The following is a 23,992-nucleotide window of genomic DNA, read 5'->3' on the forward strand; positions in this document are numbered from 1 at the left end:
TATGCAGACTAGCTGTAATAAGGAATAAAAAACATCGTTTAGCCACGAGGACCAAACGATGTTTACTAACGGCGGTGATGCCACCTTATGATGATAGAATACTGTATTAACGATTGACTCCCACACTCAATTGTTGCAAATACTCCATGAGGTCGTCCTTTATTTCTTCCCTTTGCATTGCAAAGTCTAATGTTGCTTTTACAAAGCCGAATTTATCTCCTACATCGTATCGCATACCTTCAAATTCGTATGCATACACCGCTTGTTTTTGGTTTAATTGATTGATCGCATCCGTAAGCTGTACTTCTCCACCCGCTCCAGGTCGCTGATGCTCTAATGTAGAAAGTATAGCGCTGTCTAAAATGTATCTTCCCATAATCGCATAGCGAGAAGGTGCAACTGCTGGGTCTGGTTTTTCTACAAGCCCATCAATCTCGACAGTAGGAGATGGTACGCCATCATATTTGGGAGAAACTATACCGTATTTATGGACGTCTTCTTCTGCCACCGGTTGTACGGCAACGACAGAAGATTGATATCTTTCGTACACTTCCATTAGCTGCTTCAAACAAGGCTTTTCCGCTTGGACGACGTCGTCTCCTAGCATCACCGCGAACGGTTCATCCCCAATGAATTTTCTTGCACACCATATGGCATGACCTAACCCTAACGGTTCTTTTTGTCTTATGTAATGGATGTTAGCCAAATTAGAAATGCGCTGAATATCATCCAATTCTTTTATTTTATCTCTTTTATATAAAACGTCTTCTAGTTCAAATGATTTATCAAAATGATCTTCGATCGCTCTTTTGCCGCGACCACTCACGATTAAAATATCCTCAATACCAGATTCCACTGCTTCTTCTACAATATATTGAATCGTCGGCTTGTCGACGATCGGCAGCATTTCTTTAGGTTGCGCTTTTGTTGCAGGCAAAAATCTTGTTCCTAGTCCAGCAGCGGGAATAATCGCTTTTGTTACTTTCTTCAACCCTCTCACTCCCCTTTAGAATATGTATGTATATAATAGCGGTAATAAGTTGAATAAGTTCATTCAACTTATATTTAAGATGAAGAAATAATGCAATATAAGTTTACGCCTCAGTTGCCAAGCGTAAAGGTTGTCATATTGAAATTTCTCCATCTTATGTTTAGCGGTATTAAGTTGAATACGTTCATTCAACTTATCTATATAAGATACAGAAAAAATGCAATATAAGTTTACGCCTCAGGTGCCAGCCGTAAAGGTTGTCATATTGAAATTTCTCCATCTTATGTTTAGCGGTATTAAGTTGAATAAGTTCATTCAACTTATCTATATAAGATAAAGAAAAAATGCAATATAAGTTTACGCCTCAGTTGCCAGCCGTAAAGGTTATTATATTGAAATTTCTCCATCTTATGTTTAGCGGTAATAAGTTGAACAAGTTCATTCAACTTATCTATATTTTAACATAGGTTCAAGTTACTCGGTGAGCAAATTAAAATGTCACAGTATGAAAAAGGGCAACAGAGCACAATAGAACGGCTCACGGGGGCATGGCTCCCCTTATTTTTTCTTTTTCACATTACAAAAAGAAAGGAGGTGTTGCCACGATGAAAATGTTATCAAAGGATTAGGCGAATTGTTCATACAGTTTACTACGACTACAAAAAAGTAAGCTGCCCTCGTCCAAAGGAAACAGCTTACTTTTTGTCCATCACATGAGTCTTGCCCTTATGGGCATCTATTGTACTCCACCACAAGTGTATCAGCACTTGTGGTTTTATATGTCTTTTTTTATCTATATGATATCGCAAAACCAACATGAAATATACAGTCCAGAAACTAAACTCACTTATAAAACAACGCGACACTAAAGCAACAGATTACTATATTAAGCACTAGCAGATTACTGCATCATGCATTAGCAAATAACTGTGTGGTCATGATAGTTATCACAACACTCTACATGGTGGTAATAGTTAATCATTCGCAGATACCATCTCTGTCCCTTGCTTCGATGATGGTTGCCCCTTCCCTTTTCTCTCACTCCACTCAAACCAGAGTAATCCTATCGTTGAAACGAAACAAAACACACCACCAGCGATTAAAAAAACAGAGCCTATCCCTAATATATTGATCACCTGCGCCCCTAAGAGAGGTGCAACAATAATGGGGATATGCACGATCGATTGTGAAAATGCATAAACTTTTCCCGTCATCCCATCTGGACTTTGCTGTTGAATGATCGTTGCGAATGCAATAGGTACGCCTGCACCTATAACACCTACTAGCATCCAAACCATAAACCATCCGATGACGTGCATGCCAAGAACAGTCATCCCTCCTAATCCAATGACAGCAAAAAGCAGTCCGTTCAATATCGGAATGCATAACATGAGGCGAAGAGGGTGAATGCGTTCAGCGAAGGAACCTACGATGAATGCACCGACAATACTTCCTATACCAATTCCACTAATAATGAGTGAAAACATCGTAGGTGGGATGCCGATCTCTTTTGACCAAAGCGCAATAAAACTATCATAAAGAAAAACGAAGAACATGCTTGCAAACACACAAGTAATCGCAAGCATAAGATATTTACTCTGTGCAATCACTTTCCATCCACTTGCCATCTCAGATAAAAATGTTTTACCTTTTTTCTCTGTTGGTTCGCTTTTATCCATCTTTTCTTTCGAAATAGATTTCGAAATAGATAATGTGTCTTCTGTTTTTGGCAGCATAGTCAGACATAGAGCAGAAATCAAAAAACAAATACTATTGGCAGTAAACGCTAATGATGGACTACCTAAAGACACGACTAGCCCACCAAGTGTAGGAGCTAACACTTTTGAAAGTTGAACGGATAATTGACTCAAAGCGTTTGCTTGCATACGCTGGTCTTCAGGTACGTACTGTTTAATAGCAGCTTGTCTAGCGGGGTCAAATAAGGTGGTCACACTATGAACGAGTACAGCAAGGAAGATAACCATCCAGTAGTTTTGTGTGAACACAAGCATAAACATAAAGATGCTCCGTATGATGTCACAACCAATCATCAGCTGTTTCTTCGGAAGCCGATCAGCCCACACACCAGAAATAGGGCTGAGTATGATCCAAGGTAGGGCGATAAAAATAGGAAACAAAGCGAGTTTTTCTGGAGGTAGTTCCCAATAATACGTAAACATCACCGAAATAGCGATAAAGCTTAGCCAATTACCAAAGTCAGATAACACTTGCCCACTATAAAGCCATTTAAACTCTTTTATTTTGAGCACTCTAATAAGTTTGTTGTTCACGCTATATCCTCCACTAGTATCGTCAATAATTTTTTGCGAATAGAAAATTCCTATTTCTTTTCAAGTTGAACTATCACCTTAATTTTTAAATAGAGTTGTTAATTCAGATCGTGCTTAATAAAATTTAATATTATTTCGAGTAGAAAATCGTTGGTTAAAGCTAGAAAAATCACTATTCAAATAATTTTGCATACTGCATTTGATTACATGCATTTACGTTCACTATAATGCTGTTACCAGCAAACAAATGACCGCAATCATAAAATATGTGTACACATCCATCTGTGTCAAACAACATACTGTCCAGTTTTAGCTTATTTATAAATTGCCGTCTATTTAAATGCATATTCTCTTCATGGTTGCTGTTATAAAGAGATAAGAATTGCACTGCTATTTGTAATTTAAAAGTGCAATCTTCTTGTATTAACTCATTACATCTGGATTGTAACATCGATACACAAGGTATATCTTGCTGCTCATCAGAAACAATGGCATACGATGATGTGTTCACTTGTACAAGTCTCTCACTATGGTTTCTTCTATGTAATGGCTCATGAAGTCTTCCGGTTAACTTCATCATTTCTACTTTGTGTCCCTTGTTTATACTCATCCATCGTCGCTCCTATTTATTTTTTATTGTTTGTACAACATCAAAAAATATGTAACACCTATATAAGCGATCTAACGATGCTTCATTTGGAAACTGGTTCATAAAAGCAAATGACTCTTTTTCACAGCACTATTCTGTTTATATTTGCTGTGCTTTACGCTTATATGCTTTCTCCAATAAATGATTTGGATCTTTAGTTGTAGGTAGGTCTTGTTCACGCAGACGACGAAGTGTTTTTTCGATCCACTCTAATTCCATTTTCAAATGTAAGTTTGTGTATTCCATAGATAGTGCAGCGATGTCTGTAATCATAGAAATATCATTATTTTCCCAACCTTTATAGTGCTCTAACATTTGATGTGAAGCTTCTTTCCTTTGTTCTAAATGCCGAATTAAATGTTGCACATCTCCTAAATGACCAGCCTTCCAAAAGCTCATTTTCATTCTTAATTCATCTCTGACGATAGGTTGCTGTGGGGTTTCAGATAGCCAAGACTCAAGTTCATCCCATCCTTTTTTCGTCAAATCATACACCTTAGTCGCTCTACCATGTTCTTGCGCTTCATAGCAGTAAATGAAATGTTCTTCTTCTAATTTTTTTAATTGAGGATAAATAGAGCCATAACTAATACTTCCCCAACTTTGTTCACGCCCCTTATACTCGACTTCTTTCTTTATCCCATATCCAGATGCGGGATACCAACTAATAACACCTAATAAAATATGTTTGATAGACATGTGTATCTCCTTCACTTTTCTTTTTATGTATCGTTACAATATATCGTATTGATATATTGTAACGATACATGGATGTCATTGTCAATAACTTCCTTAACTTTAATGCGATAAATTATATCGCCCAAACATCAAGAGGATTTAACCACAAAAAAATACTCCCCACTATGGGGAGTGTTAAACAAATACCTTTGAAATAACTTAAAATGAAGTGTGCATCGATCATGTTACTTTCTTTTTTGCAGCAAGTAGTTAATATTTCTCCATTGTCTATGTACAATGTCGAAATCCGTTTTAGGAAGATAAAATTCACCTGCTGATCTTGAGTATATAGATTGATAGGCTTGATTTCTGTCGCCTAATGTATTTTCTAACACTTGACCATTCTCCATCGTTGGATCATTGATATATTTACCCCAACACATGAACCAACGATAGTTTAATCCTAACGATTGTAATAAATCAATAGAAGGTATTTTCCCGCATTCTGCAATAGCAATAGGTTTTCCTTGTCCCACTTCATATAGTTCATCATATGTGGACAGGTCTAGTCTAGATCCAAACTCAGTATATAATGTTTGGGATAACACATCGCAGCGGTGGTGTCCAACATAGTAATATGCCAGCCGAGTGATATTTATATCGTTAGCTGATTTGGAATTTGGTCCCCATACCCACAATATATTATTTAAATTATGGTAGTTCACTAGCCTATCATAAAGTAAATTCCACAGTTTCTGAAAAGATTCTGGTGTTTTGCCTGCATACCAGAACCAGTACCCGTTCATTTCATGATATGGCCTGAATAAAATAGGAACACCGTTATTTTGCAGCGTTTCTAAATGGTCCGCTAATTTATCATATTCACTCAATAGCCATGCATTTTCATTACTACCTGGTAGCAAACATTGATCAAATTCTGCTTGTGTCGTATTTCGTGTTATGTTCCCCCATGTTGCTTTTGTAAATGGATAAGTCTGATGATAGGACATGTGTACTATACCACCACGATTCCAATGTGCAATGGCTTTCTCTACTATTTTACTTCGATATAAATTAATTTTTTCGTCTGTCCAATCTTCTTCATCTTCACCAACGATATGTGCTAACTGATATCCTACCAAACCTGGATACTTATCCTGCTCATTATAGATGAAGTTTGTGTATACTTCTGGCACGGTCATATACTCATGTTGTCCTGTAATGACACCGTCCATTGTGTACAACAAACCTAAGAGCATCTTGGCTTCTTCTGTTGAATTAGGATTAATAGTTTGCATGATTACCCCTCCCCTTACTGTATTTTATTTTCACTCCCCTTTCTTCATACTCGGTATTGTATATTGAACTTGTTAAATAGATGAACTTAACAAAAAAACGCTTTGAGAGGATGTCATTGTCTCATTGAAATGAAATAAGACTACAACGAATTAGATGGTATGTCCATGTCAACCATGTATATTATGTTTAAATATGAATATTATGTTATTTATTTTATTTCTTTGATTTAAATCGCTTTTAGTTGCAAAAAAAAAGAACAACCGTAGTAGTTGTTCAACATATTCGTTTTATTGCAAAAAATTTCATCTATATTTATATGTCTTCGTGTGTCAGATTGCTATAACGTCTGATTAATAGAACCCATCACCTGATCACTAGATGAAGTGTAGACTCTTTTTGAATATTGTACTGTTGCAATGTTCTTCCATTTTGTAAAAATTTCCCCTGGAAAATTAGTCTCTGTTTTTCCACGGCAACCCCTTCTTTATCTCTAATTTGTCTTTTGACATCACCTACATAACTATTAGAATGGACAATTAATTGAATGGTCTTTCCAGTTAAGGTTTTCACATTTATAAAATATGCCCCTCCGAATTCAGCTTCTTCAGCAGATTTTCCAACAGCAGTAGCTACACTTGCACTTTCAGCTAAAACACCATTACTTGATAATATAAAAATTCCTGCGAATAAAATTGTAACTAACTTCAAAAACTTTAACTTCATGCTCATTCCACCTTTTCTCTGCTTATTTAATAAATGATTTGTAATTGCCCCCCTTTTTTTATTTTAAATGTTCAATTTAATATTCAAACAAAATAATATCATGTTGAGAAGTAGAAGTCAAACATAGATTCTGAAATGAACTATACAATTTTTGATTGTTTTATATCAAGTATCTACTTTTGCTTTTAAACTATTATTTTATTACATGGTATGATATTTAATTATTTCTAATATTTTATGATACGACCATTTATTAAATAATATAGATGTAAAAAACTCTTATAAACTGTAACTATATTGTTTTTTATAAACTATTTGTTTCATTTTTTAATAAAACATTGATATTTAGTGGGTTATAATGGTAATATATATTTGTACCAAAAATAAATTATAAAGGAATGGTTTAGAATGAAAAAAATGTTTAATGTTTTGTTGATTTTTTGCTTTGCCCTCACAACTGCCTCTACTGCATTTGGTGAAACAAACAGCGACGATGAGGTTATTGTTATTAAATCTTGGGAGGAGAAGATTAAAAAACTATACTCCGATGAAGATATTTATGTTGTAACAAAAACGATCTATCAAGTAGATAATCCTGAAGCATTTATCAAAGATGATATCGAAAAAGATGGCCAAAATGCTGAAGATCCTAACAACCATAGTAACTTGCATGTTGATGTACATGAAGATCTTTTCTCTGTAATTGGGCATACTGAATCCCCCTATGGAGATGGGGTAGAGGGTTTTACATTCTTAAATGGAAGTATAGATAAGGAATGTACCGATTCTTGCAATATGAAGATCGATGTTGATCTCTACACTTTTGATGATGATGATGAGAAACTAACCAATAATTCAGATTTAACTTTTAAAGTATATAACAAGCTTTCAGAGAACACAGTTCTCGTGACAGAATATGATCAAGTTATATCGGAGGATCTTCACCATTTTAAATTTGAAGAAACTAATGTAACTGCTCTTTCAATTATACTCACAGCAGAGTATAAATATGAATACGATGGTGAGCCTAGAGAGTTTGATTATGCTGTTCAATTTGTTTATTAATTTAAAATAAAAGATTATATTAATTGGAGGTTATAGTTACTGATAAAATAAATGATTTGTAAAATAACTATTACTTAGTCTAAAAGGAGCGTCTGATAATACTTCAATATAAGCACTACTGGTTTTCATATCTTAATTAATGTCTGTAAAAAGTTATAATGTAATAACCCCCCAAATCTTACTTATTGGGGGGTTAGAAGTGCAAGTTGTACAAACTAATATTACCATAATACATAGGTATCATTTACCTTTAACTAAAGAAAAAAAGCCTCTCACTAATTCCGATGAATGAATGAGAGGCTTTGAGTTAGTCGCGATCTAACCCATTTATTTTTTTCCAATGTGGTCAAAATGTTAGCATTTCACTAAACTTTAAACCAAAAACCTTGGTAGTTCAGGGTTTATAGGGGCAGATTACATCATGCCGCCCATGCCACCCATTCCGCCCATGCCACCCATGTCAGGTGCTGCAGGCATTCCACCAGCGTTTTCTTCTGGCTTATCAGCAATAACTGCTTCTGTCGTTAAGAACATTGCAGCTACGGATGCAGCATTTTGCAATGCGGAACGAGTTACTTTTGCAGGGTCAACGATACCCGCTTCAATCATGTTTACCCACTCGCCTGTTGCCGCGTTGAATCCTACGCCAACATCTTCTCTTTTCAAACGCTCAGCAATAACAGACCCTTCTAAACCTGCGTTGCTTGCAATCGTACGAACTGGAGCTTCTAAAGCACGTAGTACGATGTTTACGCCTGTTTTCTCATCGCCTTCTGCGTTTACTGCTGTTACAGCTTGATAGATGTTCATCAATGCTGTACCACCACCAGAAACGATACCTTCTTCTACTGCTGCACGAGTAGAATTTAATGCATCTTCAATACGAAGCTTGCGCTCTTTCAATTCTGTTTCTGTTGCCGCTCCAACTTTAACTACAGCAACGCCACCAGCTAATTTTGCCAATCTTTCTTGTAATTTCTCTTTATCGAATTCAGAAGTTGTTTCTTCTAATTGATTTTTGATTTGAGTAATGCGTGCAGAAATGTCGCTAGGATCTCCAGATCCGTCCACAACGATTGTGTTTTCTTTCGTTACACGGATTTGACGAGCGCTACCCAATTGATCCATTGTAGTAGATTTCAACTCTAATCCAAGCTCTTCTGTAATCACTTGACCACCAGTCAATGCTGCGATATCTTGTAGCATTGCTTTACGACGATCACCGAATCCAGGTGCTTTCACACCAACACAGTTGAATGTACCGCGAAGTTTGTTTACTACTAATGTAGCAAGCGCTTCTCCTTCGATATCTTCTGCGATAATCACGATTGGCTTACCTTGTTGAACGACTTGCTCCAACACTGGTAAAATGTCTTGGATGTTCGTGATTTTCTTATCTGTGATTAAGATATATGGATCTTCTAATACAGCTTCCATTTTATCTGTATCTGTAATCATGTAAGGAGAAATGTATCCACGATCAAACTGCATACCTTCTACCACTTCAAGCTCTGTAGCGAATCCTTTGGACTCTTCTACTGTGATAACGCCGTCTTTACCTACTTTTTCCATTGCTTCAGCAATCAATTGACCTACTTCATCGTCTGCCGCAGAAATTGCTGCTACTTGTGTAATGGACTGTTTTCCTTCGATAGGCTTAGAAATACGTTGTAATTCTTCTACCCCTGCTCTTACCGCTTTTTCGATTCCTTTGCGCATTACCATTGGGTTAGCACCAGCTGTTACATTTTTTAAACCTTCACGGATCATTGCTTGCGCTAGTACAGTTGCCGTTGTTGTACCGTCACCAGCTACGTCGTTTGTTTTTGTAGCAACTTCTTTTACAAGCTGTGCTCCCATGTTTTCGAAAGCATCTTCCAATTCGATTTCCTTCGCGATCGTTACACCATCATTTGTAATTAAAGGACTTCCGAATTTTTTCTCCAATACGACGTTGCGTCCTTTAGGTCCTAATGTTACTTTTACCGCTTCTGCTAATGAATCTACACCGCTAAGCATTGCTCTACGAGCGTCTTCACTGAATTTAATATCTTTTGCCATGAATATAAACCCTCCTCATTATATTAAAACGCTTTGTTTATGTTCGTTTTCGTTACGTATATAAAACCGATATATGTTTGAATGTTATGCAAGAACAGCTAAAATATCGCTCTCACGCATAATTAAATATTCTTTACCTTCAAATTTCACTTCTGTACCTGCGTATTTGGAGAAAATAATACGATCTCCTTCTTTCACTTCCAAAGCAACACGAGCGCCATCTTGAACTACACCGCTACCTACTGCCACTACTTTACCTTCTTGTGGCTTTTCTTGTGCACTATCAGGAAGAACGATACCACTAGAAGTTGTTTCCTCTTTTTCAATTGCTTCAATTACTACACGATCACCTAAAGGTTTGATCATTTTATTGCCCTCCTTAGATTAAATACAGTTTTCTTATGTTTTTACTTGTTAGCACTATCTACAATCGAGTGCTAACAACCAATATTTATGATATACGTTTTACAGGCAGAATGCAAGTGGATTTACAATATTTTATTTTTTAAAACGCAGAAATACTTTACCATTTCACTGTTTAAGCCGATTCATTCTGCTGTTTGTAAACTCTCCTAGCCAGCCACACACTGCTCTCGTAAAGCATAAACATCGGTATCGACACGATTAACGGTGTAATAAAATCTGGCGGCGTCACCATCGTACTAATGATTAAGAGAACAATATAAGCATATTTTCTCACTTTAATAAGCAAGTGCGGATTTAATATCCTTATTTTCGTTAAAAATAAAACCACTACTGGTAGTTGAAATAACAGCGCAACAGGGATGATAATGTTAAACATGAAAGAAAAATATTGCGCAATCCCATATACTTCTTCTAAACCAAAACCAGATGCTATCGAAGTAGCAACACTAAACGTAAGTGGAAAGACGATAAAGTAGGCAAATGAAATACCGATAAGACATAACAAAAAAGCGAAAGGTATGTACATGATGGTCGCTTTCTGCTCACCTTCTTTTAGTCCTGGTTTGATAAACAACCACAACTGCCATAACGTAAAGGGCAAAGATATTAGCAAAGCAACCACCATGGAAACGCTAACGTACATACGTAAACCGTCCCACGGTGAAAATACATTTAGTGTTAACGAAGAGGCAGGCTCTACAGTTTGCAAATATAATATAAGCGGTTTAGCTGCAATAAAGCCGCCTACAAAAGATAATATAAATATTAAGACGACCCATACTACCCTTTTTCTTAATTCAGTTAAATGATCAACCATCGTAATTTTATTTTCCATGATTATTCCACCATCTTACTCCTTCAGTTAGTCAACATGCATCAAAGTGAAATACAGTCAGGTAAGAAATCAAATTACTTCCTTTTTCCTTACCTGAATGCATTGCGTTTCATTCTTATTCTGGTAATCGGCGATCACGATGGTTATCATCCTCTTTTTTTTCAGTGGAGCTGTTTGAAGTTACCACTTCAGATTGGTCCAAATGTTTTCGTTCTCGTTTTTCGTCTTCTTCATTTTCACTCATGATGTCTTGCGTACCTTTTTTAAATTCTCTCAGCGTTTTGCCAAATGCTTTTCCTAACTCAGGTAGCTTGTTAGGACCAAACAACAATAACGCAATGAGTAGAATTAAAATGATGCCTGTTATCCCAATATTACCTAACATAATTATCTCTCCTTATTCAATTTAACAACGATGTAATCCACCGTATCCTAATTGCTCAATATGTTCTTTCACAATCTTCTCTCCGGCACAAATTCTCGGCAATAGTACGTCGAAAGAAGTGTGCGGATCGTGCATGACACAGCCTGGCAGCCCCATAATAGGAATGTCATCCACATAAGCCATCATGAGCATCGATCCTGGCAGCATCGGCGTACCGTAACTGACAATGTCAGCACCACTCCTCGCAATGGCTCCTGGGGTACGATCATCTGGATCTACCGACATTCCTCCTGTGACCAAAATCAAGTCGCAAGATTGAGAAAGGAAATATTGTATTTGCTCATGAATATCTTCGATATCATCATTCACAAATTTTTGTTCTATTACAGTGGAACCCAGCGCGTGCACTTTTTCTTTAACGACAGGACCAAAACGATCTTTGATGCGACCTGTTAAGATTTCACTGCCCGTTGTCACTAGCCCTACTTTTAACTTTTTAAACGGTTTCACTTCTACAATGTGTTGCTGCTGTTTCTTGATCACTTGTGCTAGACGCTCGACAACTTCTACTTTCGCATTTCGCACGATCAATGGAATCACTCTAGTTGCAAGTACAGCGTCACCTTGTTTTGCTACAGTATAATTTAAAACGGTCGCAATAGCTACTTCGCCTAAACGATTGACCTCGTGAATAAAAGAAGGATGTATTTTGACTAATCCATCTATGGTCGCTTTCATCGTCACTTTACCTTCAGCAGGATCACTCCACGTGACGTTTTTCCCTCCGATAGCTTCTATCATGCGTAAGGCGGCATCGTCTTCGTGTACGTATCCCTTTTCTAAGTTCAACACATATATATGCTGCTTTCCAATGTCCAATAATGATTGAATATCTTCCTCTTGCACGACATGTCCTTTTTTGAACAAACGTCCTTTAAACTCACCTGGTATAATTTGTGTTAAATCATGAGCAAGCACCATACCGATGGCATCTTCTACTTTTATTTCTTGCATCATAGTGGATGGCAAATTAATCATGATCACCTACTTTACCTGTTAAGATTTCAAGTGCATGGGGTAGCTGCTTTATAATCACACTGAGGTTTTCATGCACGCCTTTTGGACTGCCTGGCAAATTAACAATGAGTGTATTGCCACGTATTCCAGCAATACCTCTGGATAACATCGCCCTTGGTGTCACTTTCAACGCTTCGTAACGCATCGCTTCTGCCAGTCCAGGTGCATGCTTATCAATGACTTTCAATGTTGCTTCTGGGGTCACATCGCGTGGTGCGAAACCTGTTCCACCTGTCGTAATCATTAAATCTACTTGATGATAATCGATCACTTCGATTAAATTGGCTGCAATTTCATCCATATCATCTTGAACGATGCGATAATCTATAATTTGTCCATTGATCTCTTCTTCCAGCATTTCACGAATGACTTGTGCACTCGTGTCTTTCCTTTCCCCACGAGACCCTTTATCACTTGCAGTCAGTATAGCCACATTCCAACTCAATACCGTTCACCCTCTCTTTTTTAAAAGGTAAGAGTTATGTTATCAGGATTCATGTTCATGAATACCGTCTATTCGTTATCATTTTGATAGTCTTCCCTTACATAGTCTCCACTTTTGCCACCTGTTTTAGACAGTAAACAAATATGCTGTATGACCATGCCTTTATCCATTGCTTTACACATATCATAAACGGTCAAAGCGGTTGCACTTGCTGCCGTCAACGCTTCCATTTCTACGCCCGTTCTACCTGTTGTCTTTACTTCGACCTCTACCGTCAACGTCGTTTCTTCACTGAAACTAAATTGTATATCTACACCAGAAATAGGTAGTGGGTGGCACATAGGAATCAAATCGGATGTTTTTTTTACAGCCATGACACCCGCCACTTGCGCAACGGCAAGCACGTCACCCTTTGCCATTTTGTTTTCTTTTATCGCTTCGAATGTAGTGGGCTGCATACGTATCGTCGCTTGTGCCGTAGCAATACGATGGGTGATGGCCTTATCGGTAATATCGACCATCACAGCACGACCTTGTTCATTGAAATGAGTAAATGAATTTGTCACTTCATGATTCTCCTTCTGTCATTGTATACGATTTTTTACATGTACATCATGTGCTTTAAAACGATAATTATAACAATGATGTGAAGATGTGATACCTTTTGATTTGGATGGACAATGAAGGCCTACCATGATATTGAATCAAGATGATACCCAACCTTTTTCGGTAACGATACGGTCGATATATATATCGTGCTCTAGCATCGGTACTTGGTCTGCGATTTGCGCCTCATAGGCAGCCGCCCATGTTTCCCATTGTCCCTTGTGTGGGTTTACCCCGTGCTGCAAACGCTGCTTTACACTACCCAACCATCGATCATAGTAACCACCGCCATACCCTAAGCGTCCACCTTTTCTGTCAAAAGCAAGACCTGGCACCATCACGATGTTATGTCCATGGATGTCTTCCATCGCTTCTGTCTCCTCTTTCTTCGGTTCCATAATACCGTAAGTTCCACGATGCAATTGTGATGGATCATGGACTACAAACCATTTTAACCGACGAGGAGCAGCATACGTTTTGGGCAAGAGCAAAGGCACTTGATGATGCCAACACCAATGTAATATAGGCATAATATCGACTTCGTTTCTAAAAGGCACATAAGCATATAGAGAAAACCGTTGTTTTCTCCTCTTGTCCTCCAAGCAACTACAAATGGCACGCGTAATTTGCTCTGCATATGTTTGCTTTTGTTCATGTGTTAACGCCGCTAGTTTAGCATGAACATCTATTCGTAACTGCGCTTTTACATGCTGTTGTTCCATTCGTTCAGGCAACGTATTGCCTCCTATACTATATAAGTTGAATGAACTTGTTGATGCAACTTATTACCGCTAATCATAAGATGGAGAAATCTCCATAACACAACCTTTACGCCTGGATACTGAGGCGTAAACGTTTATCCCATCATTTCTCCAACTTATATATATTTGTATACTATATCATTTTATCATATCATGAAATAAGAATTAACGTTACAAACCATTTACCGTTATTTAATCACATTAACTTTTAAATGATAACTGGTTATGTACTTTTTCATTTTCACTTATTTTGCTACAGCGCAGACAGATATAGATAAGTTGAATAGCGCATTATTTCAGCATGTATATAGAAGCACAAAGAGTCAGAAAGGCACTGAGGAGGAATCGTGATGTTATTACAAGCATCTAACATACATAAAAGTTTTGGAGCCAATGCCATTTTATCCAACATTCATTTGCAAGTCATACCACAGCAAAAAATTGGTCTTGTTGGTATGAACGGAGCAGGAAAATCTACATTATTAAAAATTTTAGCAGGGGAACTTACACCATCCAAGGGAGACATTCATAAAGCAAAAGATGTCCATATCGGTTATTTAAAGCAATCTAATATTTTCAATGAAGATGAATGTATATGGGATGAGTTAACGAAACCTTTTGCCACCCTATTGAACATGGAAAAAGAATTAAGGCAGCTTGAACAGCAAATTTCGATTATGCATACAGATACATCTTCCACTACAGACAATGAACATCCTTTGCTCAAAAAATACGACGCCCTTGCCGAGCAATTTCGCAGTCAGGGAGGATATGAAATAGAAACTAAAATCCGTACCATTTTAAACGGGATGGGATTTGCACAAATAGAACCATCGACAAAAGTAAGCACATTAAGTGGAGGGCAAAAAACACGTTTATCTTTATGTAAATTGTTGCTGGAAGAACCCACGTTACTTTTGCTAGATGAGCCTACGAACCATTTGGACATGCCTACACTAACTTGGCTAGAAACGTATTTGAAGCATTACAAAGGAGCCATTATCATCGTGTCGCACGACAGATACTTTTTAGATGCTGTCGTGGATACTACGTATGAAATTGAACGTACAGAAGCGATTAAATACGCAGGAAACTACAGCTTTTTTCTAGCGGAGAAACAAAAAAACAGACAATTACAGAAGAAAAGATTTGATCAACAACAAAAAGAAATACAACAAATGGAAGAGTTTGTGCAAAAAAACATCGTTAGAGCTTCCACAACAAAAAGGGCCAAGAGTAAACGAAAAGCCTTGGAAAGTATGGATGTCGTAGATCAACCGAGTGCAGAACTGAAAAAAGCAAAGTTCTCTTTTGAACAAGACAAAATGTCGGGAAAAGAAGTGCTGCATGTCGATAACCTTACGCTAGCGTATGACGAACATAGCGAACCGTTGATGGAACACCTGAATCTGCATGTCAGAAGGGGAGAGAGAATTGCGATTATTGGTCCTAATGGTATCGGTAAATCTACTTTCATTAAAACGTTAACAGGGAAGCATGAAACCAAACAAGGACTGATCAAATGGGGAACGAACGTTACGATTGGTTACTACGATCAAGAACAAGCAAATTTGGTTGGCAATCATACCATTTTAGAAGAAGTTTGGCGCGAGTATACAGAGCTAGACGAATTGATGATTCGAACGGTACTAGGGCATTTTCTTTTTAGTGGAGAAGAAGTGACCAAAGAAATTCGTGACTTAAGTGGTGGAGAAAAAGCAAGAGTCAGCTTAGCTAAATTAATGTTGAAAAAAGCAAACGTGCTCGTGCTAGATGAACCTACCAATCATTTAGACATTTTTAGTAAAGAAGTGTTAGAAGCTGCACTGCAACATTACGAAGGCACATTACTCTTTATTTCGCATGATCGATATTTTATGAATCGACTTTGTGAAAAAATCATCGAATGTTCCGCTCATGGGTTTCAACATTTCCTGGGAAATTACGACGACTATGTGGAAAAGAAGCAGGAAATAGAAGAATTGAAATCGACACAAAGCTTAGAAAATGTGAAGAAAACAAATGTAGAAGACAAAAATCATTACGAACAACGAAAAACTGAAAAACAACAAGAACGAAAAAAACAACGTAAAATAGAGCAACTAGAGCAGTCTATTGCGGAAATCGAAGATGAAATTTCACAACTAGAACAGTTACTAATCGACGAGCAGGTGTTGTCAGATTATGAACAATTACATGAAAAGACCAAAGAAATAGAAGCGAAAAAAGAGAACTTAAACACATTGTACGAGGAATGGGAACAATTGCAGGATTAATGGTGAAAGGACTCGTAAGATACGTTCATTCAACTTAATATAAGATGAAGAAATGTTATTAACGTTTACGACTCAGGTGCCAGTCGTAAAGGTTGTGGCGGTGATTTCTTCATCTTATGCTTAGTGGTAATAAGTTGCACTAGTTCATTCAACTTATTATAAGATGAAGAAATGTTACGATTAACGTTTACGACTCAGGTGCCAGTCGTAAAGGTTGTGATATGGTGATTTCTTCATCTTATGCTTAGTGGTAATAAGTTGAACACGTTCATTCAACTTACTATAAGATAAAGAAGTATTATTAACGTTTACGACTCAGGTGCCAGTCGTAAAGGTTGTGGCGGAAATTTCTTCATCTTATGCTTAGTGGTAATAAGTTGAACACGTTCATTCAACTTAATATAAGATGAAGAAATGTTATTAACGTTTACGACTCAGGTGCCAGTCGTAAAGGTTGTGGCGGAAATTTCTTCATCTTATGCTTAGTGGTAATAAGTTGAACACGTTCATTCAACTTATCTACTAGTCCTTTATTCTTGCTCACTGTGTTGTTTGATTATCTTTTCCGAAAGTTTAATCATTAAGACAGGGACGACAACATACGTAATAATGGTCGCTGCGGCTACGATACCAGAATCATTCAATAAAAATGCAACGATTGAAGCGAACGTCAAGGTATGAAATCCATGCATGCGATAAGGCTCCATTTGCGCAGTATATGTCATCCGTCTGCGACGATCGAAAGCAAAAATACACCAGACGAATAAGCCTACAAAAAACACTTTACTCCATGCCGATACGCCTACTAAGTGCCAGTTCATTTCTAATTTTCTTTTGATTAAGGCATAAATATAAGCCCAATCCCCATTCAACAATCGCGTCACTGCTCTTCCGATATGACTTTCGATTTGAAGGAGAGAGAATAACACACTCGTGCTAATTAACAACGTTAACCCTATTAAGCCTGCCATTCCTATCCATAGCACCATTTTTTTCGTCGATAAGATTACTTTTTTCTTAATTCTGTAAAAACCTATCGTCGCATAACAGAAAGCGATGGTAGCGCTTAATGCACCTCCTGCGTTCGTTCCCCACTGCGGAAGAAGTAAATACGCAATAATTGCGACATAAGTTATAACCACCGTGACCCAAATGCCTCTGACATGCGAAAATTTTTGCATGAGAAAACTCGTACTCAGTATGGCTGTTCCTATTAATACACCCATATACTCATTGCCAATGCCATAAAATCTTGCTCCGATAATAGGGTCATAGCCTAAGATGGAATATTTCATTGCTTTTGCTCCGAACCATCCATCTAGTACAATCAAGATCATCGTCAGACTGCTACTCACGAATATCTTTTGCAACATAGAAAATGAAACATAACTTAGCAAGGTAAACAGAAACCAACATAAAAAAAAGAGAGACACATACAGCCATGCTGGAATAAACGCAACATATCCTAGCACTAGAAATACAATTGGAATCCACAACATAGAAAAAAGCAAAATATCTAGCAGCTTTAATGTGAAGAATGGCATGTCCCTATTTCGAAGCAGTACGATAATCACAATAACTAGTACTGTCACTTCATACGTAATGAGTGGGTATAGTAGCTGTGGCCGTAATGTATGTACTTGCGTTATTTTGCCCAGATCTGTTTGTAACCACTGCAACCCATTCGTATGACGTTCCGCTTGGATCGGTTTGCCTATAAATGTTTCATTATTAAGTTCAAAGTCTTCTAGTATCGTAGGTGCAATGTCGAGGATAGAAACAATACCAGGTCTTTTCGTTGTCTCAGAATACAATAAAGCTGATGGTTCGTTTTGCTTATACAGCACAATAGGGGCTAACATGACTTTTTCTTGTAGTGCTTGCTTATGTACGACAGGTGAAAAAAGAAGCAACGTATCTTCTGCTTCTAATTGCGACATCATCTCTCCTACAAATTCATCGATTTCTTTTAATATCGTTAACTTTAATGTCATAAATTGTTCTGGCTCATACAGATGACGCAACGAATATAGACGATTTAAACCTCCTAATTCGATTAATGTGACTTGTTTTATATTCTGTCTTGTATTCATCTTTATTTGTTCTATTAACGCATCGTAATTCGTTTTTACGTTATACGGTCTGCTGTCATCTGCTTGTTCTAGTTCTTTGCCAACGTTTCCGTCCACCGTACCGTCGGCATTCATCAGCATAAAAGGGGCATGACGTAACCATGTTTCTACTCCACTCCCTCGATCTCTATTTCCAAACACAGCAGGATGTACATTCCCTTCTTGCAAAACATCTCCTAACAACCCAGGTGTCGCGGTTGTGGTTTGTTGCTGCTGTGTTATAGCATACATAGAAGGGATGACGATAGGTTTGGGGGTAGATGGTGAATGTAAATATTGATTCCACAAGTGGATCGCTTGATGTTGTTGTATAACATCATCTGTCATATACGCCTGATAATCGCTAGCAACGATCGCTTTTGCTCCAGCACCGATGGATAAATAACTGTCCTCTACGCCCCTTTGTGGTGTTCGAACATTCAGCGCACCGACTGCACCTTGTTGCATTAACGTCTGGATGTGGGGTGTATAAGATAAATAAGCATCATCTGCCTCTAAATACGAATAGCTAGGTATAGATAGGATCCACCATGTTGCTGGACGTTCACTTTCGCCGTAAGCATGAACCACGTTGGTTATCCACAAACAACTAAACACAATCCAACATGCAGCTATTTTTTTTGAAAGCATGTGCCTTCCTCCTCTGCCTTTCCCGTACTCATCATCTTTACCTAAAGAAGGTTATTCCATACGAGTACACCCCACATGTCGAACTTATTCCATCATTTCATTTATCCACAGCATTCGCGTCCTTCATGTTCTAAAAAAGCGACTTTTTTTGTGATGTTTTTGTAAATGTCCAGCAATTATCCACAATATCCACAGTTATGGCATCGTAGTTGTGCAAAACTTAATCACAACACATAAGGTTGTAAATGTTGTGTAAATTCAGGTTATTCACATTATACACAATGCCTGTGGATAACTTTGTCCACATGCTTTTTGGGTTGCAACGTCATAGACGTTTAGTGTATGATTTAGATTATTGTTGTAACTGTAAATTTTTTTTATACATTTTTATATAGCGTGGTAACAGAAGGGAGAGCATCTCTAGTGATACAATTAAGCGTCTTAGACCAATCACCGATTGTGTCTGGTCAAACAGCAAAACAAGCTATAGGTAATACAGTGCTTTTGGCACAACATACAGATCAGTTAGGTTATCATCGTTTTTGGGTATCTGAACATCACCAAACTCAAGGGCTCGGAGGTTCTGCACCTGAAATTTTAGTCACGCATCTTGCTGAGAAAACGACATCTATTCGCATCGGAACCGGCGGTGTCATGCTCCCTCATTACAGTGCATATAAAGTAGCGGAGGTCTTCCGCTTACTAGAAACGATGTATCCGAATCGTATAGATCTTGGAGTAGGAAGAGCACCTGGTGGCATGCCACTGGCGACGAAGGCATTACAAGAAGGCAAGTATGGCGCTGTAGATAGGTATCCGGAGCAAGTGGAGGATCTTATCGGTTATTTAACGGATCAGCTTCCAGAAAACCATCGTTTTGCAGGTTTACAAGCGATGCCGATTACCAGTACGGCTCCAGAGCTATGGATGTTAGGATCTTCTAACGCAAGTGCCATCATGGCCGCCAGCAAAGGAACTGCCTATTCATTTGCACAGTTTATTAACGGAAATGGTGGGGTTCCCTATGTTCAACAATATAAAGAACAATTTAGGCCTTCCGCTATATTGCAAGAGCCGAAAGTAAATGTAGGGATTTTTGTCATCTGTGCAGAAACAGATGAAGAGGCTGAATTGATTGCGAGTAGTTTGGACTTAGGTCTACTCCTTTTAGAACAAGGGATTCGTTCCAAAGGTATTCCAGACATCGCAACGGCTCAATCTTATTCCTACTCTGAATTAGAAAAACAGCGAGTATGGTTTAACCGCCAACGTATGATTGTCGGTGGCATCGATTCTGTGAAGCAGCAATTGTTACAACTCAGCGATGCGTATGGAGCAAATGAATTGATTGTCGTGACGATCACCCATGACATGGAGCACAAACTTAACTCTTACCGCTTGTTAGCAGAAGCGTTTGGTTTACAACAACGTCCATCTTAATTATCTCTGTATAGAAAAGTGAAAGAAAAGCCAAAAGCCTCCTACTCTTCTCATAGAGTCGGAGGCTGTATGTCATATACGACTAGATCACTACATAAAAGATGTACACTACACAAGTACAGTTGAATGCGCACATACCCCTTGTTTGTTCACAAGAAGAAGTGGAAAACAAAACCATGCGTTGTGCATAACGTTGTGCATAAATACATTTAGTTAGAAGGTTTTAGCAGGTGAATCGGGTGAATCTAGTTTCACAGGCACCCATTTTCTGACACTATTCAGTAACCACATGTGCGTTGCTTGTTCTAAGTGATGTTTATACAACACTTTTTCGCTTAGTTGTCCTTGCTCCAGTAAGTATTCTCTGTACGTTCCCGCTAGTAATCCACAGTGTCGTGGTGGCGTATAGTGGACCCCATCTATTTGCAAAACAATATTACCAATCGTAAATTCAGTGAGTTGTTCTTGTTCGTTCCATAACAATACATCAAATGCGGATGGAAATTGCTTTATATGGTATTCATATATCGTTCTATTTGTCGTTTTATAATGTAAAAATAGGTCATGCTTATCGATTGGTTCTTTCGCTAATGCTACAGTGTATGCTTCTTCTGTATGTGACATCGTCAAAGCACTTCCGCTTATATCGATATGTCCATTCACATCTGCCACTAACCTAACACGCCACCGCCCGTTTTTATACTGAGAAATGAATGATTGTATACTATGCATGACATGCGATTCTTTAATGGAAAATTGAAGTTGTTGGGCAGAACGAAGTAATCGCTTTACATGATACGATAACAAAAAGATGCTTCCATCTTGTAGCAGCATCGTTTCCAGTAACTGAAAAGAAGTCCCTCTCTCAAAGGAATGACTATCCTGTTTACTCATTATGATCCTCCGAATGCACTCTATTTCCGATCAGCGTGTAAGAAGGGTGTGACTCCTTCCCCTCATGTACGCACGTTGTGATCGCTTGTAATAATGCTTTTGCTTTGAGCAGCATTTCATCAAATTCATTATCCACATCGGATAACATGACAATGGCTCCACCTACACCAATTGTAATACCCTGTTCATCTTGAATCATCGTACGAATAACGACGTTGAAATCAGCGGAGCTATTCACCCCAAAATAACCGATAGAGCCTGAATAAATACCACGCGCTCTCTGCTCTAACTTTTCAATAATTTGCATACTTCTTATTTTCGGAGCACCTGTCATGGAGCCTGTAGGAAAAGCAGCTTTCACCACATCCATGGCCGACATGCCCTGCTTCAGTTGTCCACGGATAGTTGTCACTAACTGATGCACTGTCTCAAAAGACTCAACAGCCATTAATTTCGGTACGTGTACACTTCCTACTTCACACACTTTATTTAAGTCATTACGCAACAAGTCCACGATCATTAAATTTTCAGATCTGTCTTTTTCGCTTTGCTGTAACGTGTGCTTCCTTAATTCGTCTAGTGCTGGGTCACTACTGCGTGCGATGGTGCCTTTTATCGGCTTGGCCTCTACCTTCCCATCTGTATGCACTTTTACAAATCTCTCTGGCGAGGAACTTAGCACCTGGAATGTATCACAGTGGATATACGCCGCATACGGAGCTGGATTGATTTCACGTAAATGAAGATACAACTGCAGCGGGTCCAGTGTCATGTCGGTGCTTATTTCGTTCGTCAAATTAATTTCGTAAGAATGGCCGTCCTGCAAGTATTGTTTAATATCTTGAATTTGCTTTGTGTATTGGGCATACGATTGATCTAAGGTAAAGACGATGTCTTGCTCTACATCCTCTTGTACTTCATGCTCTGCATCCTCTTGTACTGCATTTTGTCCTGCCTCATGCTTTGCACATTCTTCTTGTTTTGCATGTACTAAAAGAGGGTGCTTCGTGTTTAGCACTCCATTCCCATCTACTACGTCCTCGCGTTCCAGCTGTTGCAAACGGTGTAATGTATGGTTGATCCATGCTTGTGCTTGTTCGTCATTGTTTTTTTTGGTCAGGCATAGGAGCGCCATTTTATTTCTGGCGTGATCAAATGCAATCACTCGATCCGCAAATATAAATGCAGCATCCGGTTGATTGGCACGATAAGATGCTTCTCCTTCTCCTTCTGCTTTCATGTCATAACCAAAAAAACCAACGAATCCTGTGTTGAAATCGTAGGGATATTGCTGCAAACGAAAGTGTTTGTCCTGAATTTCTTCTTCCATGTAGTCATATATACTTTGTTCCCTTGTCACTTGTCCACTAGGAGTGTTCACGATAAGTTGCTTGCTGTGTACATCATATTGCACCCACTGACTATGCGGCCCCCCGTAAGCGCCCATATAGGAAAAAGAACCGTGGGCACTACTGTCTAACCAGAAACTATAAGGCGTTTCACCGTACAACAAAGCAAATACGTGCGCTGGAGCATACATCATATCCACTTCTTTCACCATCACCTCATAGTGATTATTTTCTGGGGATGGCTGTTGTGCTGATGCTAACAGAGGCATGTCATGTTGCTTTTCTTGTTGTATATCCTGTTGTGCAGAACGGTAGTCGTTTGGTTGTCCATCACTGTGTTGTCTTAGCGGTACATCTTCACGCTCGCGCTGGTTGTCATCATACGTTTGACAAAGATGAAAAAAGTTCTCCATCATTTGTCTACCATATACGGTACATATGGACTCCGGATGAAATTGTACCCCCCATATCGGCTTAGACGTATGGGCAACGGCCATGACAATATCATCTTCAGACGTAGCAATCACTTCTAACGGCGGCACAACAGGTTGCTGTAACATTAAGGAGTGATACCTCACGATGTCCGCTGCTTGCGGAACGTTAGCAAATAAAGGGTGATGGTTGTGCATGCAGCGGCTAATTCGACCATGCATCACTTCCGGTGCATGCACAACGGGCGTACCAAAAAAATGTCCAATACCTTGGTGTCCGAGGCACACCCCTAATATCGGAATATCCAGTTCAGCAATCACTCCCAGTCCTATACCAAAATCGGAATCATCAGAAGGTGTCCCTGGACCTGGAGAAATAACGATACTGCGAATGTCTTCTCTCTCTATCAGTAATTGAAGTTCATTCACATCCATATCGTCATTGCGAATGACAACCGGTTCGACTTGCTGAATGTCTGCAATTAAATGATATAAATTAAACGTGTATGAGTCATAATTGTCTATTAATAATGTTTTCACGCTTTCTC

General features: G+C 38.4%; 20 protein-coding genes. 3 read left to right on the forward strand and 17 right to left on the reverse strand.

The window, feature by feature from the left end:
* Positions 1-106: 106 nt before the first annotated feature.
* From galU to D1Z92_RS11025, 6 genes are all read right to left on the reverse strand, one after another.
* A complete protein-coding gene (galU, locus tag D1Z92_RS11000) occupies positions 107-991 on the reverse strand; it encodes a UTP--glucose-1-phosphate uridylyltransferase GalU (protein WP_128895725.1) in 885 nt (294 codons plus the stop codon).
* Between the two features lie 974 nt (positions 992-1,965).
* Entirely contained in the window at positions 1,966-3,282 is a 1,317-nt protein-coding gene (locus D1Z92_RS11005; RefSeq protein WP_164931576.1) for an MFS transporter, read from the reverse strand.
* A 172-nt stretch (positions 3,283-3,454) separates the two neighbouring features.
* The gene (locus tag D1Z92_RS11010; protein ID WP_128895727.1) at positions 3,455-3,892 is read right to left on the reverse strand and encodes a DUF2262 domain-containing protein; all 438 of its coding nucleotides are present in this window, start codon (positions 3,890-3,892) and stop codon (positions 3,455-3,457) included.
* A 138-nt stretch (positions 3,893-4,030) separates the two neighbouring features.
* The gene (locus D1Z92_RS11015) at positions 4,031-4,630 is read right to left on the reverse strand and encodes a PadR family transcriptional regulator (RefSeq protein WP_128895728.1); all 600 of its coding nucleotides are present in this window, start codon (positions 4,628-4,630) and stop codon (positions 4,031-4,033) included.
* 224 nt (positions 4,631-4,854) lie between these two features.
* The gene (locus D1Z92_RS11020; RefSeq protein ID WP_128895729.1) at positions 4,855-5,907 is read right to left on the reverse strand and encodes a glycosyl hydrolase; all 1,053 of its coding nucleotides are present in this window, start codon (positions 5,905-5,907) and stop codon (positions 4,855-4,857) included.
* A gap of 364 nt (positions 5,908-6,271) precedes the next feature.
* Entirely contained in the window at positions 6,272-6,631 is a 360-nt protein-coding gene (locus tag D1Z92_RS11025; RefSeq protein ID WP_206099742.1) for a ubiquitin-like protein, read from the reverse strand.
* A gap of 408 nt (positions 6,632-7,039) precedes the next feature.
* Here D1Z92_RS11025 and D1Z92_RS11030 point away from each other — a divergent pair, with 408 nt between their 5' ends.
* Positions 7,040-7,696 (forward strand): hypothetical protein, encoded by a 657-nt coding sequence (locus D1Z92_RS11030; protein WP_128895731.1) that lies wholly within the window; start codon positions 7,040-7,042, stop codon positions 7,694-7,696.
* 414 nt (positions 7,697-8,110) lie between these two features.
* On the opposite strand, the gene groL is transcribed toward D1Z92_RS11030, so the two are convergent.
* The 8 genes from groL to D1Z92_RS11070 form a co-directional block, all read right to left on the reverse strand.
* Positions 8,111-9,757 carry a chaperonin GroEL gene (gene groL / locus D1Z92_RS11035; RefSeq protein ID WP_128895732.1) on the reverse strand — a complete coding sequence of 549 codons (1,647 nt, stop codon included), beginning with the start codon at positions 9,755-9,757 and terminating at the stop codon, positions 8,111-8,113.
* Between the two features lie 84 nt (positions 9,758-9,841).
* On the reverse strand, positions 9,842-10,123 hold the full coding sequence (gene groES / locus D1Z92_RS11040; RefSeq protein WP_128895733.1) for a co-chaperone GroES: 282 nt from the start codon (positions 10,121-10,123) through the stop codon (positions 9,842-9,844).
* A 172-nt stretch (positions 10,124-10,295) separates the two neighbouring features.
* Positions 10,296-11,018: a twin-arginine translocase subunit TatC gene (gene tatC / locus D1Z92_RS11045; RefSeq protein ID WP_128895734.1), complete on the reverse strand. Its 723-nt coding sequence runs from the start codon at positions 11,016-11,018 to the stop codon at positions 10,296-10,298.
* A gap of 115 nt (positions 11,019-11,133) precedes the next feature.
* Positions 11,134-11,403, reverse strand: a complete 270-nt coding sequence (tatA, locus tag D1Z92_RS11050) for a twin-arginine translocase TatA/TatE family subunit (protein WP_164931577.1) — start codon at positions 11,401-11,403, stop codon at positions 11,134-11,136.
* 21 nt (positions 11,404-11,424) lie between these two features.
* The gene (locus tag D1Z92_RS11055; RefSeq protein ID WP_240666685.1) at positions 11,425-12,441 is read right to left on the reverse strand and encodes a molybdopterin-binding protein; all 1,017 of its coding nucleotides are present in this window, start codon (positions 12,439-12,441) and stop codon (positions 11,425-11,427) included.
* The gene (locus D1Z92_RS11060) at positions 12,434-12,925 is read right to left on the reverse strand and encodes a MogA/MoaB family molybdenum cofactor biosynthesis protein (RefSeq protein WP_128895736.1); all 492 of its coding nucleotides are present in this window, start codon (positions 12,923-12,925) and stop codon (positions 12,434-12,436) included. Before D1Z92_RS11060 ends, D1Z92_RS11055 begins: the two co-directional genes overlap by 8 nt.
* A 68-nt stretch (positions 12,926-12,993) precedes the next feature.
* Complete coding sequence (gene moaC, locus D1Z92_RS11065) at positions 12,994-13,491, reverse strand: cyclic pyranopterin monophosphate synthase MoaC (protein WP_128895737.1); 498 nt, start codon at positions 13,489-13,491, stop codon at positions 12,994-12,996.
* A gap of 138 nt (positions 13,492-13,629) precedes the next feature.
* Positions 13,630-14,265 (reverse strand): 5-formyltetrahydrofolate cyclo-ligase, encoded by a 636-nt coding sequence (locus tag D1Z92_RS11070; protein ID WP_128895738.1) that lies wholly within the window; start codon positions 14,263-14,265, stop codon positions 13,630-13,632.
* A 377-nt stretch (positions 14,266-14,642) separates the two neighbouring features.
* Here D1Z92_RS11070 and D1Z92_RS11075 point away from each other — a divergent pair, with 377 nt between their 5' ends.
* Positions 14,643-16,568, forward strand: coding sequence for an ABC-F family ATP-binding cassette domain-containing protein (locus tag D1Z92_RS11075; RefSeq protein WP_128895739.1), 1,926 nt, complete (start codon positions 14,643-14,645; stop codon positions 16,566-16,568).
* A gap of 530 nt (positions 16,569-17,098) precedes the next feature.
* On the opposite strand, the gene D1Z92_RS11080 is transcribed toward D1Z92_RS11075, so the two are convergent.
* Positions 17,099-19,330 (reverse strand): hypothetical protein, encoded by a 2,232-nt coding sequence (locus D1Z92_RS11080; RefSeq protein ID WP_128895740.1) that lies wholly within the window; start codon positions 19,328-19,330, stop codon positions 17,099-17,101.
* Positions 19,331-19,753: 423 nt separating this feature from the next.
* On the opposite strand from D1Z92_RS11080, the gene D1Z92_RS11085 reads away from it, so the two are divergent.
* Positions 19,754-20,770, forward strand: a complete 1,017-nt coding sequence (locus D1Z92_RS11085; RefSeq protein WP_128895741.1) for an LLM class flavin-dependent oxidoreductase — start codon at positions 19,754-19,756, stop codon at positions 20,768-20,770.
* A 213-nt stretch (positions 20,771-20,983) separates the two neighbouring features.
* Here D1Z92_RS11085 and D1Z92_RS11090 read toward each other — a convergent pair whose 3' ends face one another.
* Together D1Z92_RS11090 and pabB are read right to left on the reverse strand one after the other, a co-directional pair.
* A complete protein-coding gene (locus tag D1Z92_RS11090) occupies positions 20,984-21,664 on the reverse strand; it encodes an aminotransferase class IV (RefSeq protein ID WP_128895742.1) in 681 nt (226 codons plus the stop codon).
* The gene (gene pabB / locus D1Z92_RS11095; protein ID WP_128895743.1) at positions 21,657-23,984 is read right to left on the reverse strand and encodes an aminodeoxychorismate synthase; all 2,328 of its coding nucleotides are present in this window, start codon (positions 23,982-23,984) and stop codon (positions 21,657-21,659) included. Before pabB ends, D1Z92_RS11090 begins: the two co-directional genes overlap by 8 nt.
* Between the last annotated feature and the right edge of the window lie 8 nt (positions 23,985-23,992).

This window comes from Longirhabdus pacifica (genome assembly GCF_004115085.1).
In the GTDB taxonomy this organism is placed as follows: domain Bacteria; phylum Bacillota; class Bacilli; order Paenibacillales; family DSM-105158; genus Longirhabdus; species Longirhabdus pacifica.